Annotated in this window: 21 protein-coding genes and 1 pseudogene; 14 read left to right on the forward strand and 8 right to left on the reverse strand. The window is 56.3% G+C overall.

Going from position 1 to position 15642, the window contains the following annotated elements:
• Positions 1–250 precede the first annotated feature (250 nt).
• Positions 251–1519, forward strand: a complete 1269-nt coding sequence (locus LDH74_RS22500) for a hypothetical protein (RefSeq protein WP_226042698.1) — start codon at positions 251–253, stop codon at positions 1517–1519.
• 152 nt (positions 1520–1671) lie between these two features.
• On the opposite strand, the gene LDH74_RS22505 is transcribed toward LDH74_RS22500, so the two are convergent.
• Both LDH74_RS22505 and LDH74_RS22510 read right to left on the reverse strand, forming a co-directional pair.
• Positions 1672–2190: a hypothetical protein gene (locus LDH74_RS22505; protein ID WP_226042699.1), complete on the reverse strand. Its 519-nt coding sequence runs from the start codon at positions 2188–2190 to the stop codon at positions 1672–1674.
• Positions 2180–2869 (reverse strand): nucleotidyltransferase domain-containing protein, encoded by a 690-nt coding sequence (locus LDH74_RS22510; RefSeq protein WP_226042700.1) that lies wholly within the window; start codon positions 2867–2869, stop codon positions 2180–2182. The genes LDH74_RS22505 and LDH74_RS22510 overlap by 11 nt, the downstream gene beginning before the upstream one ends.
• A gap of 665 nt (positions 2870–3534) precedes the next feature.
• On the opposite strand from LDH74_RS22510, the gene LDH74_RS22515 reads away from it, so the two are divergent.
• A complete protein-coding gene (locus tag LDH74_RS22515) occupies positions 3535–4404 on the forward strand; it encodes a DNA-binding protein (protein WP_226042701.1) in 870 nt (289 codons plus the stop codon).
• Between the two features lie 164 nt (positions 4405–4568).
• On the opposite strand, the gene LDH74_RS22520 is transcribed toward LDH74_RS22515, so the two are convergent.
• The 3 genes from LDH74_RS22520 to LDH74_RS22530 all read right to left on the reverse strand — a co-directional run bounded on the left by LDH74_RS22520 (position 4569) and on the right by LDH74_RS22530 (position 5813).
• Entirely contained in the window at positions 4569–5018 is a 450-nt protein-coding gene (locus tag LDH74_RS22520; protein ID WP_226042702.1) for a hypothetical protein, read from the reverse strand.
• A 24-nt stretch (positions 5019–5042) separates the two neighbouring features.
• Positions 5043–5381 (reverse strand): DUF6516 family protein, encoded by a 339-nt coding sequence (locus LDH74_RS22525; RefSeq protein WP_226042703.1) that lies wholly within the window; start codon positions 5379–5381, stop codon positions 5043–5045.
• Between the two features lie 93 nt (positions 5382–5474).
• Positions 5475–5813 (reverse strand): hypothetical protein, encoded by a 339-nt coding sequence (locus tag LDH74_RS22530; protein WP_226042704.1) that lies wholly within the window; start codon positions 5811–5813, stop codon positions 5475–5477.
• Positions 5814–6217: 404 nt separating this feature from the next.
• Between LDH74_RS22530 and LDH74_RS22535 the strand changes: the two genes are divergently transcribed.
• Both LDH74_RS22535 and LDH74_RS22540 read left to right on the forward strand, forming a co-directional pair.
• Positions 6218–6493: a PadR family transcriptional regulator gene (locus tag LDH74_RS22535; protein WP_226042705.1), complete on the forward strand. Its 276-nt coding sequence runs from the start codon at positions 6218–6220 to the stop codon at positions 6491–6493.
• 92 nt (positions 6494–6585) lie between these two features.
• On the forward strand, positions 6586–6891 hold the full coding sequence (locus LDH74_RS22540) for a hypothetical protein (RefSeq protein ID WP_226042706.1): 306 nt from the start codon (positions 6586–6588) through the stop codon (positions 6889–6891).
• Positions 6892–7077: 186 nt separating this feature from the next.
• Here the strand turns inward: LDH74_RS22540 and LDH74_RS22545 are convergent, their stop codons facing one another.
• Positions 7078–7314: a hypothetical protein gene (locus tag LDH74_RS22545; RefSeq protein WP_226042707.1), complete on the reverse strand. Its 237-nt coding sequence runs from the start codon at positions 7312–7314 to the stop codon at positions 7078–7080.
• On the opposite strand from LDH74_RS22545, the pseudogene LDH74_RS22550 reads away from it, so the two are divergent.
• From LDH74_RS22550 to LDH74_RS22565, 5 genes and pseudogenes are all read left to right on the forward strand, one after another.
• Positions 7288–7830, forward strand: a pseudogene (locus LDH74_RS22550) (IS5 family transposase); the annotation flags it as partial. The gene LDH74_RS22545 and the pseudogene LDH74_RS22550 sit on opposite strands and share 27 nt — an antisense overlap.
• 245 nt (positions 7831–8075) lie before the next feature.
• The gene (locus tag LDH74_RS22555; protein ID WP_226042708.1) at positions 8076–9407 is read left to right on the forward strand and encodes a hemolysin family protein; all 1332 of its coding nucleotides are present in this window, start codon (positions 8076–8078) and stop codon (positions 9405–9407) included.
• 349 nt (positions 9408–9756) lie between these two features.
• Positions 9757–9888, forward strand: coding sequence for a hypothetical protein (locus tag LDH74_RS26560; RefSeq protein ID WP_255681006.1), 132 nt, complete (start codon positions 9757–9759; stop codon positions 9886–9888).
• Positions 9889–10175: 287 nt separating this feature from the next.
• Positions 10176–10595: a hypothetical protein gene (locus LDH74_RS22560; protein WP_226042709.1), complete on the forward strand. Its 420-nt coding sequence runs from the start codon at positions 10176–10178 to the stop codon at positions 10593–10595.
• Positions 10596–11129: 534 nt separating this feature from the next.
• Positions 11130–11558 (forward strand): CBS domain-containing protein, encoded by a 429-nt coding sequence (locus LDH74_RS22565; RefSeq protein WP_226042710.1) that lies wholly within the window; start codon positions 11130–11132, stop codon positions 11556–11558.
• Positions 11559–11719: 161 nt separating this feature from the next.
• On the opposite strand, the gene LDH74_RS22570 is transcribed toward LDH74_RS22565, so the two are convergent.
• Positions 11720–11989: a hypothetical protein gene (locus LDH74_RS22570; protein ID WP_226042711.1), complete on the reverse strand. Its 270-nt coding sequence runs from the start codon at positions 11987–11989 to the stop codon at positions 11720–11722.
• 413 nt (positions 11990–12402) lie between these two features.
• On the opposite strand from LDH74_RS22570, the gene LDH74_RS22575 reads away from it, so the two are divergent.
• The 5 genes from LDH74_RS22575 to LDH74_RS22595 all read left to right on the forward strand — a co-directional run bounded on the left by LDH74_RS22575 (position 12403) and on the right by LDH74_RS22595 (position 14651).
• A complete protein-coding gene (locus LDH74_RS22575) occupies positions 12403–12738 on the forward strand; it encodes a hypothetical protein (RefSeq protein ID WP_226042712.1) in 336 nt (111 codons plus the stop codon).
• A gap of 169 nt (positions 12739–12907) precedes the next feature.
• The gene (locus LDH74_RS22580; protein ID WP_226042713.1) at positions 12908–13204 is read left to right on the forward strand and encodes a hypothetical protein; all 297 of its coding nucleotides are present in this window, start codon (positions 12908–12910) and stop codon (positions 13202–13204) included.
• The gene (locus LDH74_RS22585; RefSeq protein ID WP_226042714.1) at positions 13197–13511 is read left to right on the forward strand and encodes a hypothetical protein; all 315 of its coding nucleotides are present in this window, start codon (positions 13197–13199) and stop codon (positions 13509–13511) included. The genes LDH74_RS22580 and LDH74_RS22585 overlap by 8 nt, the downstream gene beginning before the upstream one ends.
• Positions 13501–13896, forward strand: a complete 396-nt coding sequence (locus tag LDH74_RS22590) for a hypothetical protein (RefSeq protein ID WP_226042715.1) — start codon at positions 13501–13503, stop codon at positions 13894–13896. Before LDH74_RS22585 ends, LDH74_RS22590 begins: the two co-directional genes overlap by 11 nt.
• Before the next feature lie 575 nt (positions 13897–14471).
• Positions 14472–14651 carry a hypothetical protein gene (locus tag LDH74_RS22595; RefSeq protein WP_226042716.1) on the forward strand — a complete coding sequence of 60 codons (180 nt, stop codon included), beginning with the start codon at positions 14472–14474 and terminating at the stop codon, positions 14649–14651.
• A 439-nt stretch (positions 14652–15090) separates the two neighbouring features.
• Here the strand turns inward: LDH74_RS22595 and LDH74_RS22600 are convergent, their stop codons facing one another.
• Positions 15091–15576 (reverse strand): HNH endonuclease, encoded by a 486-nt coding sequence (locus LDH74_RS22600; protein ID WP_226042717.1) that lies wholly within the window; start codon positions 15574–15576, stop codon positions 15091–15093.
• Positions 15577–15642 lie beyond the last annotated feature (66 nt).

Here is a 15642-nt window from a genome sequence, read left to right on the forward strand (position 1 = left end):
AATTATCTGTCCACGCAGACTGGATTTCCAAGGAAACTCTATGGAGGGAGTTGTCCACGCAGAACCGCATGACGGGAGTGCTGTCCATGCAAAATAACCCGCCAAAGCCAACTAGTATACACTGGGTTCCATCCGCAGAACGATGCGGGGACAGGCAGCTTGAACATTATACACAAAATCGACATTTCTATCTGTATCCTGATATAGTTTGTTCGAGGGATTCAGTAAGTGCCTCCCGAGGGAATCACTAATGAGTTTTATTGCATCACTCGATAGGACAGTACTCCCAGCAGACTTGCGAGACCGCGACCAGTGGGTCTGTTGGAAAGAAGAACTTCGAGATGGGAAGCCGACGAAGATACCGGTGACGCCAGGTAGTGGTGCGTTCGCGTCATCAACGGATCCGGAGACATGGATGTCGTTCGAGATAGCGCTTGAGTACGCCGACACGGAGAACGCCGATGGCATCGGATTCGTCTTTACCGACAATGATCCCATCGTCGGCGTAGATCTGGATGACTGTCGAGATCCCGAAGGCGGCGACATCGACGATACAGCGCTGGACATCATCGAGCGACTCGATTCCTATACGGAGATTTCTCCGTCAGGTACTGGGTTTCATGTGCTCATCGAGGGAGAACTCCCAGATGGGCGGAACCGCCGTGGCAGTATCGAACTGTACGACACCGCTCGGTTTTTCACCGTTACCGGCGACCGCCTCGAGGACACGCCAACTCGCGTTGCACGTCGGCAGGATGCGCTGGTAGCGATCCATCGTGAGTACGTTCAAGACTCTGAACCGGATCCAGAACACGAATCTGGAGACTATAGTTCCAGTGAGAAGCAAGCAGCGACGGGCAGTGCAGCCGATACCAACGTCGACCTCAAGGACGAGGAACTGCTCGAGCGAGCACGGAACGCATCGAACAGCGAGAAGTTCGAGCGGTTGTGGCGTGGCTCGACTGCTGGTTACGAGAGTCAGTCAGAGGCGGACATGGCATTGTGCTGTCTGCTGGCATTCTGGACTGGTGGTGACCACCAAACGATGGACCGGCTTTTCCGCCAATCAGGACTGCTCCGAGACAAGTGGGATGAAGTCCACTACGCTGACGGCTCTACGTATGGCGAAAAGACTATCGAGCGAGCAATTGCGAGTACCTCCGAGTTCTACGATCCCGACACTCGAGATACGTCAACCGAATCTGTTTCCAGAACGAGCGAGTCGTCGACCAGTGCTAGCCGTGACGACTCGGAGCAGAATCGGAATCATGCGTATCTGGTTGAGAAGAACCGACTGTTGACTGACCGCGTCGATGAACTCGAGGCCACGCTCGAACAGAAAACTGAACGTATCGATCGCCTCGAGACAACGATCGAAGATCTCAGAACCGAACTTTCAGAGCGTAACCGAGAGATCGAGCAGGCTCGAGAAGAACAAGCCGGGACAACGTCCGACTGTGATACCGCTTCAGAGACATCCTCTCTATGGGGACGATTATTCGGCGATAGGTCCAAGTAACAGTCATTGGGAGGACCGTTTCTTCAATTCAGAATAAGGTATGAAGGGACACTCGACAGAACAATGGTTATGAGGGAGACGACCTCGTTGAGGAGAGAGGAGTACACTTCCACCGAAAGCCCTCGGCCGCTCGGCATCCCGCGCCTCGCTCCCTAGGATTTGGTTTCGTGGCGCTCCTTGCAGTTACACCGGGAATGCGCATCGGCGAACTCGACAGCGTACGAGTGAACTTCCTCAGCTAGCTCGTGCATCCCAACTGCCAGATCTCGACCGGGTCGATCAATATCGTAATAGATCCGGGCACGATGTTCCGATCGGAACGCATCAATCCGGGCAGGCACACCCGTATCAGAGAATACCCCGCGACTTTCGATGTCTTCGAACACTTGCTCATGCTTTCGGAAATCAGACGATTCAGCAGCAGTCTGATCCACCAAGTAGAACTGGAACGACCGTTCGATGGCGTTGAACGACAACTCGACAATACTGACGTAGTTATTTGTCCCGCTGCGTAATTGACGGCACGTTCCTAGCATCGCACATGCTTTCCCCAGTTGTACGTCAGCATCCGTTTGCTGCCACGACAACGAGTCTTGAACAGGGCCTGTTTCCTCGTCGGCTAACAACGACTCAACGTGCTCGACAGCGTCAACGACGTCTTCAAGTCCCATCCGCGAACACCTCCTGTTTCACCGCGTCGAGAACTGGGGTGTCGTGAAGCGTGATCCCTTCCACGAGCACGTCACGGATTCGGTCGTGCGTTACTGCTGAGTCGCGCGTCTCAACGACGATGTGCGGTTCGAATCGATCTCCATCGAACTGTTCCGACGTGATATCTTCCTCAATGTCGTGAGCCGCTCGTTGCGCCGCCATTCGACCATCATCGACAACGACGAATACGTCGATATCGCTTGCCCGGTCGGCGTCACCACGAGCGACACTCCCGAACAACACAATCGCTGCATGATCACCGATACGGTCTATAAGCCGATTCCGAACAGTTCGCACTGGGTCATGGAACTCGGATTGCGGAATTGTGGTAACAGGATCATCACTGTGAACGAATCTTTTCGGGTTGATCTGTACGGCATTTGACCTGCCGTCGCGATCAACGTGAATTATACCGAGGGCTTCGAGGGAGAGAACAGCGGCATTCACGTTCGACATTCCTCTTTCCGTCAACCGGTGGAGTTCACGGTTCGAGAAGGCCGTATCTGGATTATCTGCGAGTACGTGAAGGATGTCAGTCGCTGCGCGGTGTCGGAACGCCTCGCGGTCACCGAGCGGAATCGGGAGGCAAACGTACGTTCCCTCACATCCATCCGATGTCCGAACGGTGTCACGGTTCATGAACCGTAATGCGGTTCGGTCGCTATTAAGTGTTCCGTCCACGTGCACTACTTCAGGTATGTTCTTCGAACCGGTGATCGGTCGATGATACATAGACACCCTGTACTTGTCGTTTGTTCGATATCCGTGTCGAGGACGTGAGGATTATTTTACGACATGTCTGTGTGAGTGTCTCGGACTATCGGGGTTGGACTGGAGGTAACGCTCGAGGAGGAAGATATCTCGAGAAGAGAGGGAAAGAGGAGTACATTACCCCGAAAGCCCGCCAGGCAGAGCTGAAGTTGGGGTGCTTTGAGCGTTCCTTGACTGGTGTGAACGGGACGGCACGCTCTGCTCGCCTTCCCTCCCTCTGCATCGCTCGCGACCGACCATTCCGGGCTGCTCGCTCCCGGTGGTCGCTGTGCTGCCGGGCTTTGGTTTCGACGCCAGCGGGTAACCGCGAGGGGTTGCGCGGCGTAGCTGCTCACCCCCCACGGTTACTCCGCTGGACGCTCGCGCCGGTCGTCTCGGCGCGCGGTGCTGGCTGGTGGGGGTGAGTGTCCCGCTCTACTCGCGCCTCAGGGGACCTGAAGGCGCGAGCGAGAGCGGTTGCAGGAGACGAGTATAGTTGGGACTGAGAGGTGTTGGAGTGAAGACGCGTTGGAAAGCGCCTTCGGAGCTAAGCAATGAGTTCTACGAACTTCCGAGATGATAAAACTTCGGCTGAATCGACTGTCAACCAAGATGCGGCTGCGGAGAAGACGGACGCAGGCGTGGAAGATCCGTTCGCGGAAGACATCGTGGACGAGACGCCGGAGTTCTCGCCGAGTGTCGAGCAAGAAATCAATACGAAAGTCGAGACGAACCACCCGGAGACGGTGGTTGGACGTGAGGAGAACGAGTTCGGACACCTGCCACTGGCACAGGAAGAGCGGATTCGGGCTCGAGAGGAGGAACTCGAGTTGATCAGCGCAAAGGCGACGTTCGGAACGCAAGAGGGGCGAGAGAAGCGGACGCGAGAGATCGTGGTCGAGCAGCGCCGAGAGCGGCGGGTCGAACGGGTGGACCCCCGTTCGGAGCTGGAGCAAGAGCAGTTGGCGGAGGTCAACACACAATCGGTGCGAATCACGGAGACGGTGCGTGGGGGTCCAAGCCGGGCGGCAGTGAGCCGTGGACTGGCGGAGAAGGTGACGGACGGGACGTCGATGATCGACGCAACCCTCGAGGAGATGGACGAAGTGAAAGCCGAGTCGGGAACGATCGTCGACCTCGCAGACGTACCGGAGGTGGAGGCAGGCGAAGTGGACGTGGAAGGCGAGATCATCAAACTGTGGGACCCCTCGCAGCCGTCGATCAGCCAAGTTGGGTTGATCGCGGATGCGACCGAGAAGATGAAGTTCACGATCTGGGAGAACTCATACCAGACGAACGTGAGTGAGGGCGAAACGGTGCGGATCAGGAACGCGGCGAAGAACTGGCACAACGAGCGATGCAGCCTGGCTGTGACCGGCTGGAGCCGCCTCGAGTTCCCCGAACGCGGGCGGTGGTGGACTTAGGAATAGCGTAGCCGCCCTCTTTTTTGTGTGTCCAACCACACGCTCGCTTCGCTCGCGTCCTCCCCAGCCTCCTCGCTTTGCTCCCTGTGGTCGCATCGCTCGTCCCTCGCACGTTCTGCGCGCTAAAGCGCGCATTCATCGCGCGCCACCGCTGGCACGGCGAACTACGGTGCGGCAGCCGCCGTGTCGCCAGTCTCTGGATCGAAGGGGAGGTTGATGACGAGTTCGTCGAACCAGACGACCGGGCGCTTACTCTGGCCGTCTTCCTCGAAGAAGATGATGCCCAGCTGGGCGAGCCGACTGAGTTCCTCGTGGACATTCTTCACGTCCCGGTCAACGACCCGTGCAGTCTCGTTGATGCTGGCTGGCTCTTCCCGGCGGATGGCCTCGATGAGATCGAGGACGCGCGGCGTCAGTGTCTCCATGAGGTCGTCGTAGCTGGTAAACGAGAGCATCGGCGTGGAATCCACCGAATTGCCCCGCTCGAGCGCCTCGATACCGTCGGTAACATCATTGTGGAACTCACTGGACGACTTTACGGTCACGACGAGGGTTGATTCGGCCCGAAGCTGTTCGCGCTCCATCGGATGCAGCGGCGGCGTAGTATCGTTCATGGGAATCACCGTGGTGTGATGGCCTCACTTGACCTCGAACTCGGATTTCGGGATCTCGCTCCAGAATCGTTCCCAGAGTTCGACCATCCCGGGGAACGTGATTATATCTGGGTCGGGGTCCGGTGCGACGTGCAGTTCGTGCCCTTTCGTGTCCTCGTGCGAATTGTCGTACCGACGAATCGTCCCATCGTCAAGCGTGCGGGGTGGATCCGGCTCCGTCGCGCCGTAGTGGAGCTTGTAGGCCCACCTAGACGGGTACGCGTCGCGGTCTGTCCGCATGCAAAACACACGGACGACGGTCCCGTTGGAGTACTTCCTCCCCTCGCTCACGCCATCGAGGTCGTCGTCGGTCAGTGAGGCCATCCTCGTCCATTGGTACACCGACCAATACAATAAGACTATTGGTCAGGAGAACAATAGCAGTCGTCCCACTCCCAATACTCATACAATTCCTCTTCACCAGTCCATTCCACCACGTCGTGTCCTTCCCATTCGCCTGTCTTCTCGTTCCTTCTCGGGACCATATCGAAAGATGGTTTCTCGCAGTTTGCCACTACCTTCACCGTAAGAGTCGTCGTTTGGACTCACAGGTAATGGACGATTCAGAAGCCATTCGAGGTTCATCTTTGCACTCTTGAGATTCGTCGTATAGTCAGCGTCCGAGTCCAAGCCTTTCGGATGGCCGAAATGAGAGCCGATCGACTCGAGTGACTTTTCCTCAACCGGGGTATCGAACTGGAAGACATCAGCAGCGTCTTCGCGACTGTAAATCGGGTAGGCGTAGGCTTCTTCCATCTCAGAATCACGCCCAGCACGCCCGATCCACTCGCTTAGTACAGGCGGAGAAGTGTACACTCACCGCGAGCGAACCGAGTGAGCGAGCGGGCCGACGACCGACCCGTAGGGGAGGGAGGAGTGCTTTTAATCAACATTTTGCCGAGCGACCGAGCGCTAGCGAGGGAGCGCAGAGCAAAATGTTGGCACATGTAGTGAACGGATAGTTCGCTCCAGATTCGGTGAAAAGAACGCTATGCGGATCGTTCGATGACACTCTCGAACCGACCTCTGCTGCAGTTTTCGGTATTTGATTGAGTGGAAAACCTATCAAACAGATCGCGATATTCTACTTTCACAGTGCGAAGACATACAATTCTCCGTGGAAAGAAGTCAAATGCAGCATCGTTGAATACTCTCGTAATATGGATGACCTCACCGGCTTCCAGCGAGACCTCCTGTACGTGATCGCAGGTGCCGACCGCCCGTCCGGCCAAGATGTCAAGGAGGAGATAGAGAAATACTATGAGAGCGAGATCAATCACGGCCGGCTGTACCCCAACCTCGACACGCTTGTCAACAAAGAGTTGGTCGAGAAGGGCGAGCTCGACCGACGGACGAACTATTATGCGATGGGCGACGCAGGGGAGCAAGCGATCCAGGATAGACGAGAGTGGGAAGATCAGTACGTCGAGTTGTAATGCATCCATATTCGTTCGTTTGAGAGCGTTGGAAATTCCGACCGTTTCGCTAACGAGAAGGCTTATATTGGCAAAATTGAGTCTACCACTGTATGCCAAGTGAGAGAACGATGACAAATATCGTTACAGTGATCGGTCGTGGAGTGCCATCCAACTACGAAATTAGCGTCGATGGTAATATCGAATCAATTGAGGCTAACTCACTCGAGGAACCCACAGTGGTCTCGGAACATGCTGTCGAGGGGACGATCGAAACTGGGGTCCAACGGTTCCGGTTTTCTGGAGAACTGGCGAACGTGCATGTTCTCGATTGGAACGGAACTCCGGCATCTGAATCACCGAGCACACCGGAAGTCCACATCGATTACGGCGTCCCCAGCCGGAAGAACAACAGCTAGACTGCCAACGCGATCTCGCTTCACTAAATCCTACGGAGTTGTATGAGAAAGTGCTTGCTGCTCAAGCGGTGGGCCCATCCGTACGGCCTGGTTGTTCCCGGTAGATCCTGTTGCTGTGAGCGCAGCTGCTAATCACAGCCACGGCCCGACCGACGGATGATCGAGTAATCGCTGGGGGTCCGGCGGTCAGAACAGTACGCTGTCTAGTGGGTCGTCGGGATCACTATATCGCTCTGGCGGGAGGATTATCTCGAGAAGGGTGTCGGCGGCGTCGAGGAGTGTCTGGTTCTCCTCGAGGACAGTTGGAACAACCGAATCGCGGCGTTCGGAAGTAGTCTGGAACGATAATGCCAGACGATATCCAGTCTCGTCAACACGGATGAGATCGAACGCCTCGAGCTGTACGAACTCGGTGATGTGCAAGCGATCGACGCAACCGGCGTGGATCGCGTCCAGGCCAGCCAGCACTACGCCAAACGCATCGACTACACATTCGAGGCGGTGAAGACGACGCTGCTCATCGATTGTGAAACCAGCGCGGTCCTAGATATACACTGTTCGATGAAACAACCACACGACACACAGGTTGGCTGGCAGGTGTTAACCCGGAACCTCGACGTATTGAGTACTGTCGCGGCCGATAAGGGCTACGACTGGGAGGAGCTTCGCACGCGGTTGCGTGCGGAACATATCACACCGTTGATTCCGCAGCGCGACCCTGGAATGCGGGGATGGGCGAAAAATCTGCTCATCAAGGACCGAGCGTATCACCAACGCTCGAACGCTGAATCAGTGTTTTTCGGGCTCCGGAGCAGATACGGCGACACGCTCTGGGCGCGAACCTGGTTCGGACAATTCCGTGAACTTGTCATGAAATCCGCCGTCCGCAACATCGAACGCGTTATCGAGGACTCACACCCGGTGAAATCACGCATTTAAACAAGGCCGAGAACTTCTCTTCAGCAGGACCCGATGCTGATTTGCCTACTGAATGTCGAGGTCCCATGTTCGCAGGCAGTCGGCGGAACGAGGAGGACAGTCTATGACCTCTAAATCCACGGGACCAGTCCACTACCGACAGCAATCGGTCACCCGCGAATCACTTATAGGATTTTAGTGAACGGGACGAGATGCATAGATATGGACACACTCCAATCGAACGGCAGCACTTTCTGGGAGCACCGATGGTAAACGTTGCGCTCTCGGCGGCACAACTCGTCTTAGCGCTGTTTCTCGTGGTGCTCAACGGCTTTTTTGTCGCTGCAGAGTTCGCCTTCGTTCGGATTCGGGGGACATCGGTTGACCAGCTTGTTGAGGAGGGGCGGCCCGGCTCGGGGACGCTCCAAGAAGTGATGACGAATCTCGATAACTACCTCGCCACGACGCAACTCGGTATCACCATCGCATCTCTCGGGTTGGGATGGGTCGGCGAACCCGCAGTGGCGGCGCTCATCGAACCCGTACTGGAATCGGTTCTCCCGGCGAATCTCATCCATCTCGTCGCGTTCGCAATTGGCTTTAGTATCATCACGTTTCTTCACGTCGTCTTCGGTGAACTCGCGCCGAAGACGATCGCAATTGCCAAGACCGAGCGACTCTCGCTGTTCCTCGCCCCACCCATGAAGGCCTTCTATTACATACTCTATCCGGGAATTGTCGTCTTCAACGGGGCGGCCAACGCGTTCACGCGGTCGCTCGGTGTGCCACCCGCTTCCGAAACGGATGAGACACTCGGTGAGCGGGAGCTCCTTCGGGTACTAACACGATCCGGCGAGGGCGGGGACATTGACGTGGCAGAAGTGACGATGATCGAGCGCGTCTTCGATCTTGACGACACCGTAGTGCGGGAGGTCATGGTCCCACGACCGGACGTGGTGAGCGTTCCGGCGGATGCCACACTATCCGAACTTCATTCGATCGTCTTAGAGGCCGGACACACGCGCTATCCGGTTCTTGATGCCAACGACGGTGACCAAGTGGTCGGATTCGTAGATGTCAAGGACGTGCTGCGAGCAGAGGTGGACAATGGGGATGCCGAGATAGTCGGTGATATCGCCCGTGAGATTCTCATCGTCCCGGAGACGATGGCAATTAGCGATCTCCTGATACAGTTCAGGGAGGATCGCCAGCAGATGGCCGCAGTCATCGACGAGTGGGGAGCGGTTGAGGGGATTGCAACGGTTGAAGATATCGTTGAGGCCCTCGTCGGAGACCTTCGAGACGGGTTTGATCTCGATGAGCGCGAACCCTCGATACGCCAGCGTGACGATGAGGGGTACGACATTGACGGAGGAGTCCAATTGTCGAACGTAAACGATGCTCTGGCTGGGGACTTCGAAAGCGAGGAGGTCGAAACGATCGGTGGACTGGTGCTCGGGCAACTCAACCGCGCGCCAGAACCTGGCGACCGCGTCGAGGTCGACGGTCACGTCGTTGAGGTAACGAGCGTCGAGGGGACCCGAATTTCGACAGTATGGGTCCATGAAAAAGATCTCGGTGATCCAGCGGTGGACTGAGTGGGAGTATGGACTTGATCGTTTGGTCTGTTCGACTTCTCGCCGTTATCTAGTGTGGTTCGTTCTCTACCGGTCTGATTAGTAGTCGTTCATCAATCGGATCAACAATTGAAGCGTCCTGGGTTCCAGCGGTGGAACCAGATCTGCGGTAGAATCAGATGGAAGGCACTGTAAGATACGCGCCCTGTATCTCGCACAAGTATCGAAACATCTATCGAAACTGGCAGAACCTTTGGCGGTCAGTTTGCACACGTAATTGCCGCTCAGTACAGGTGAAGCACGGGGCGAGCCCCGAACATATCAGCCTCGCGTGACTCCGCGAGAAGGGGTAAGCGCCGTTCCGAGGGCCATGAGCACGGCGCACTTTCGGGAGAACTCATTCAGTCTCGGTGTGGGCCTCGACGACGAGGACGTGGCGACACTGGACGCCATCGAGGGCGCCGCGCATCTCGAGCCCGCCAACGCGCCGTGGAACCGTTAACGCGTGAAACAGCACCCGTTATTCAGTGTCGCTCGGAGGAAACACGACGCCTACTGTGATCACGCACCGCCGTCGTGCGATCGGCTGTGGATCGCCTCTCAATAGCGCCGATATTCGGCAGGATTCCGTCGGGTGTCAGTGGGCGGGAACGGAATGTCTCCGTTCTAGAGGCGTGTTCCGGCCCGCAAACGCCGGTAGAACTGTTTTTGACAGTGGGACTCTAGACGGAATCGGATACGATGAAACGCTCAATGCTAAGAGAATTGGCCGGGTCTTCGGAGACCGACATGGATGAACAGATTCCAGAGTCGGTGGTCGATGCGATCACGGAGTCGAACGACAAGACTATCGAGATCAAGCCGGCAAAGAAGTCAAGCGGTCGAAAGGTATTGCCGCTACTGGTGCTCATCGGCGGCGCGTTCGTGGCCGGTTACTGGTTCCGAAAGTCGCAGAAAGCGACACAGAAGCTCCAGAGCGTGGCGAGCGAGACCGCTGACCGAACCAAGCAGATGACCGAACAGGCCGCCGATACGATCCAAGAGGGCGGTGAGACGATGGCCGATCGCGTCGAGGAGGGATCGCAGAAAGCCGGCGAGCAGGTCCAGCAGACGGGCGAGAGCGCGGCCGAAAAAACCGAACAGGCCAGCGAGAAGGCGGCCGAGAAAGCGGACGGGAGTGGTTCGGCCGGCAGTTCGTCAAGCAGTTAGGATGACGGCACGGACGCATTGCCTGAATTCGGCTCTGTTGAAGTCCTATTCTTCATATGTATTTTAGCGCGAAACGCATGCTCACTACATGTGCTTACCTTGTGGCATGACGCCTGCCCAAGATTCATGTAGATGGAGTGAAGTTATTTGACTGTTGGAATCATGGATTGGGCCTTTCGAATTCGCAAAGACGTTGATCCAAAGATACAGCTTTTGATACTGGCTTTAGCAATTGCGGTTATCGCATCATTGCAGTATTTCAATATACTCTGATTTGGAACCGCTTCTCTGTGGCGACTGGTTTCGTTTTGCACTGACCGAATTGTGTCTTCCCTGCACTGAGCGGTAACTACACCTGCGAACAGTTCGGTGGAGTTTCTATCAGGTGCAGATGATGCTCGTCAAATCATACTGAGTACAGAGGATGAGTTCAGCGTGACGGCTTTGTTTGTTTCATCCTGAAGCTAATGAACCAGTTGTTCAGTAGATATGCTTACTCAGCAAGGTTATCCCTCTCCAGCAGGTACGAGTAGTATGATTGACCAAATCGTCGGTGATGTGATGACACAGTCAGTTCAAACGATTCCGCCAGAGACGACGGCCTGTGATGTGGCGACACTGTTCGCGGATCAGGATATCGGATCAGCAATCGTGGTCGACCCCGAGACAGGCGAGTACAGCGGTATCGTAACTGAGTCCGATATCATGCAACAGGTGGCAGCAGGGGCTGATGTCGAATCCATTCGTGTAACTGCGTTTCTGAGTACGCCACTCGTTACGATTGCCAACTCAGAAGAGATCCACACCGCTGCCGCTCTAATGAAAGAGCACTCAATCCGGCGACTCCCGGTCACCGACGATGGAGACCTCGTCGGCATCCTCACGACGACTGATCTCACTCACTATCTGCCTCGGCTCAGGAACACGATCCTCCGTGGACGGAACGACCTGGCCAGTCAGTGAGAGTCCTGTACCTCGCACGCGATTTCTAACACGATATAGATGGGTTGACGCTCTACGTCAGTATGTGGGTCTCCTGTACTGAGCGAAATCACTCACCACATCGAGGCGGATTCTCACCATCTGATTTGGGGTGAAACAATTGGTCAGTAGGTGTCCGAGTACTACACTTCTTTCTTCCTGTTTATTATAATAAGAACTGTTGCGATAACCACGAAGATAGCGACCTGTATGAGAATCGCGCGGGGACTCAGACCCAGCAAAAATTCGATTGGGGTTCCTTCTGCCAGCCGCTGACCAATCGAGGTCTCTGAAAAGTTGAAAACAACGTTGAACAGCAGATACGCTAATCGCGCAAGTAAGACGATGCCGATAATTGCGATTACCCACTCAACGACCGTTTCGACGCGTGAGTCAGACTCGTTATTGCTCATCTGACTCGTAGTGGTCCTTCAGTGGGGATAGTTGTTACTCCGGCCGACCACGTTCTCGCTGAGGGCGCGCTTTACATTGGCTACTACCCGTTTTCGCGGTGTCCTATGTATCCTACTCGTCAGTTACAACAGAGCTCAGTTCCAATGGGATGGAGCGCATGAGCGATCAATGATATACACACGCTCTGTACTTACCGTCCGATAGTCACAGAGGGACGCGCGAACTGTTTCTACCGGATCGACGCCGGCTACAACGCGGACGGGCCGGTGTTGAACAACTCGGACGAGGACTTCCCCGCGCGTATCCAGGTCGCGACGAAACATTCGTTCGGGGAACTGCGACTCTCCCGTGATGACTATGAGTGCGTGCTCGGGCTTGTCGCGGACGTTGTGGCCGACGGATTCCCGTCCGAGTGCGAGATCGACAGTGGCTCACTCGCGGGTACGTCAACGCGATCGCCGACGCCGTCGAGCACGCGAACGCCCACCCGTCGAACAGCGCTCGCGAGGACTACGACATGGAATATGTCGTCTCGGAGGGCTACTATCCGGGCGATAACACGCACGAAATCGATCTGAGCGAGATTCCCGAACACCTCCGACAGAGCGCGATGATTCAAGCGCAGTCCCAGCTCGCAGACCGCGGGCTCATGGTCAACAGCGTGGCCTTCGAGGCGGCGACGTTGCACGTCGTGACCGCAAACTGGTTACTCGAGCGCCTGCCGGGGATGGGGGCAGAGCATCGATGAGCAACCGCCCGATCGACCTATGGGAACTCGCGGGTACGGTGCTCTGGTTTGCCGCCTCGGGTGTCGTGTTCGTTCTCGAAGGGGCACGGGCAGGGTTCAGGGTCGCCGTCGGACTCATGCTTGTCGCCGCGATCGTGGTCGCCGGCTACGCACTTGGGGTGGCCGACCGATGGATAGCGACCTCGAGACCGACAGACGGTTCGACGCGTTCTGTGTGTTCCACGCGGCGATCGGATGGGTGCGACTGTTCGCTGGGCTCCATATCGCACGGCAGCCGTTGGTGGCCCCTGTAAGATTTGAACGCTATGTCCCTCGCGGACAATTGGTGTACGAACTGTTGGTCCTGTTAGCTCTCGTCGTTGGACTGGCGGTATTCCTCGGCGCTCTCGGGGTGTGGCTGATTTACGGCGAGGCCGACTCGGAACGCAAACAGCGAATTATGAACTGGAGTAAGGCCGATGAGTAACGACTCGAGTCCGGACCTTTCGGGCTGGCAGCTCGCCAAACACGTCGCGGGCGGACTCCCGATCGGGCTGTTACTCGGATTTCTCGCGGGGTCGCTCGCCTACGTAGTGTTCATGTCTCCGCTCGCCAGGACCGAGGCGGCGTTTCTCCAGTCCGACTCGCTGGTACTGTTGTATCACGCGACCGGTGTCATGCTCGCCGTGTACGTCGGCCTTCTTGTGACCGGCGGTTGGATCTGGCACGCCGAAGACGTGGACACCGGAATCAGACTGAGCGAGGCATTCGAGGAGGACACGGATGCCGAGTAACGACGATACACGGCACGGACTCGTGGGCCGCCCGATCACGCTCACTGTCGCGCTCGCGTCGGCAACGATCGTGGCCTACGCGCTCGCGAAGTACGCGGGTCTATTCGACTACGTACTGGTCTACTCGACAGTGTGGGAGGTCCCACCGTCGCTGGTCGAACTGGTAACCGAGACGACGCCGAACGCCGAGTCCTACCTCTTGGTTTTCCGTGTGATCTACGGCATCGGTCACCTTCTGACCGTGCTCGTTGGCGCGATCATCCAACTCGTCACCGTTGCGGTTATAGGCCTACTGGCGTTTGCGACGGCAGTCATGGTCGCCCTGTTACTCGCGGACGTCGTCGCGGCTTGTCGGAGACGGGCTCGAGGCGCACTCACGAACTAACTCGCTTTCTATACACGACAGTAGAACCCCAAGAGCCCCCAGCCCGGCGAGAGCGTCTGGCAACGACTACCACCGGGAGGGATGATCGAATCGTCGCGCCTGGAACGCGACAGGCGAGAGTATCACGACCTTTGATAAGTACTTCGTGGCCCGGAAGATCGGGGTTTGAAAACCGCCCGCCGATAGATGACTGGGGGTTCGGCGGACAGGTCGCGTGGTGGGGGATGACGCGACAGATACACAGACAATCACAATCATATTGAGTCCAACGCCAACACAAATTGGTGGACGGTCAGTAGGAAAGCTCAACCAGTGGAAGGTCCGACGGCGGGAGGGGTAGCCCGCCGACGGACAGGGTTGAGAAGTGGGACAACTGGTGGTGGTAGATGCCTATCGGTTTGCGTCGCGTGTGGGAATACGCGACATGAGGTATGTTCTCTTGGACCTATATCAACCTCACTCCGATTCCAAGCAACTTGGAATCGACGCGAGTCACTACACCCATGGATACACCGGCCCGCCCACCACGCGCATGCGCGCTGGCCGTTAAATAGCGTCTGCCCGGTCTGTCACGTATGGATGATCCCGACACCACTGGTATCGAGGACCCGGAGCGGTTCTGTAATGCGATGGCCGAACTGATCGATACACTCGAGGACGCTGATCTACTCACCGAGGACAAGGCAGCGGACTTACGGTCTGACATCTACCAGTCTGTTGAGCCTCGAGAGCCCTCTGATGAGGACCTACTCTAAGATCCGTTGCCACCACAATCGCTATACAGCGCCGCCCGAAAGCCAACGCTAGCCGTCGCGTCTGCCGCTCGCTCGGAGGTTGCTCTGTTGCCCCCTGCGAGGCCGACCGTCACGGTGGCGGCCGATTCTCAGCCTTCGAGTGTCGTGTCGAATACGGAATACCACGCTCTCTTGTCCTGCCGCATGTGATTCCAAGCAATACAAAGTCCTGCCAGATACCGTGACTCCCGATCGGAGAGGATCAACTGTAGACGACCCCGTTACAGTCCTCTGGAATCAATCCCGATATCGTCTGCAATGTGAGCGTCCCAACACCCGAGAGAATACGGAACGGATCGATATCACTCTTGTAGAGAGCACAGAAGACCATCTCATATTCTCGAGATGAGTCGTAGCCGTTAGACGGACTTCTCGAAGTCGTACACACATCTTTGCCGAATTACCGTCTTGTCCGGCCTTCCAGATCGTCAGGGAAATCAGGGAGTTCACGATCTATCTGAGACAAAGACGGTGCAGATAAACCTCGGCAGTCATACTGTTCAGTAACACTCTTTGCCACATCACCGCAGGCGTCTAAATAACCCAGATAGTATCCTGCTTTCTCACCCTCACTGAGGTCTGGATATTTGAAATGCCGTGGAAAGTCGCCAAACTCGTACTCATACCGTTTCTTTGTCCTACTCATACATCGGAGACCTTCTAGCGCAATCTGTTCCATCGCCCGGTCGAATCGGTTGCTCTTGCCCTTCTCGACGCCAAGCTCGACGTAGAACCGTTTGTTGTACAGCTTCTCCACAGCACTATGGCAACTCGCACACAGTGTCACGAGGTTTTCGTCGGCATCGCTCCCGCCGTGACGCTTCGGCACGATATGGTGTTCCTCGAGCACTGCGGGATTCTCTCGCTCACAAATGAAGCATCCCATACCGACACATTCCTACGTAGTATTATGAGTGTTACTGACTGGTAATACTGGCTGCAAAGACTGAAT

Origin of the sequence: Natrinema sp. DC36, assembly GCF_020405225.1 — an archaeon.
In the GTDB taxonomy this organism is placed as follows: domain Archaea; phylum Halobacteriota; class Halobacteria; order Halobacteriales; family Natrialbaceae; genus Natrinema.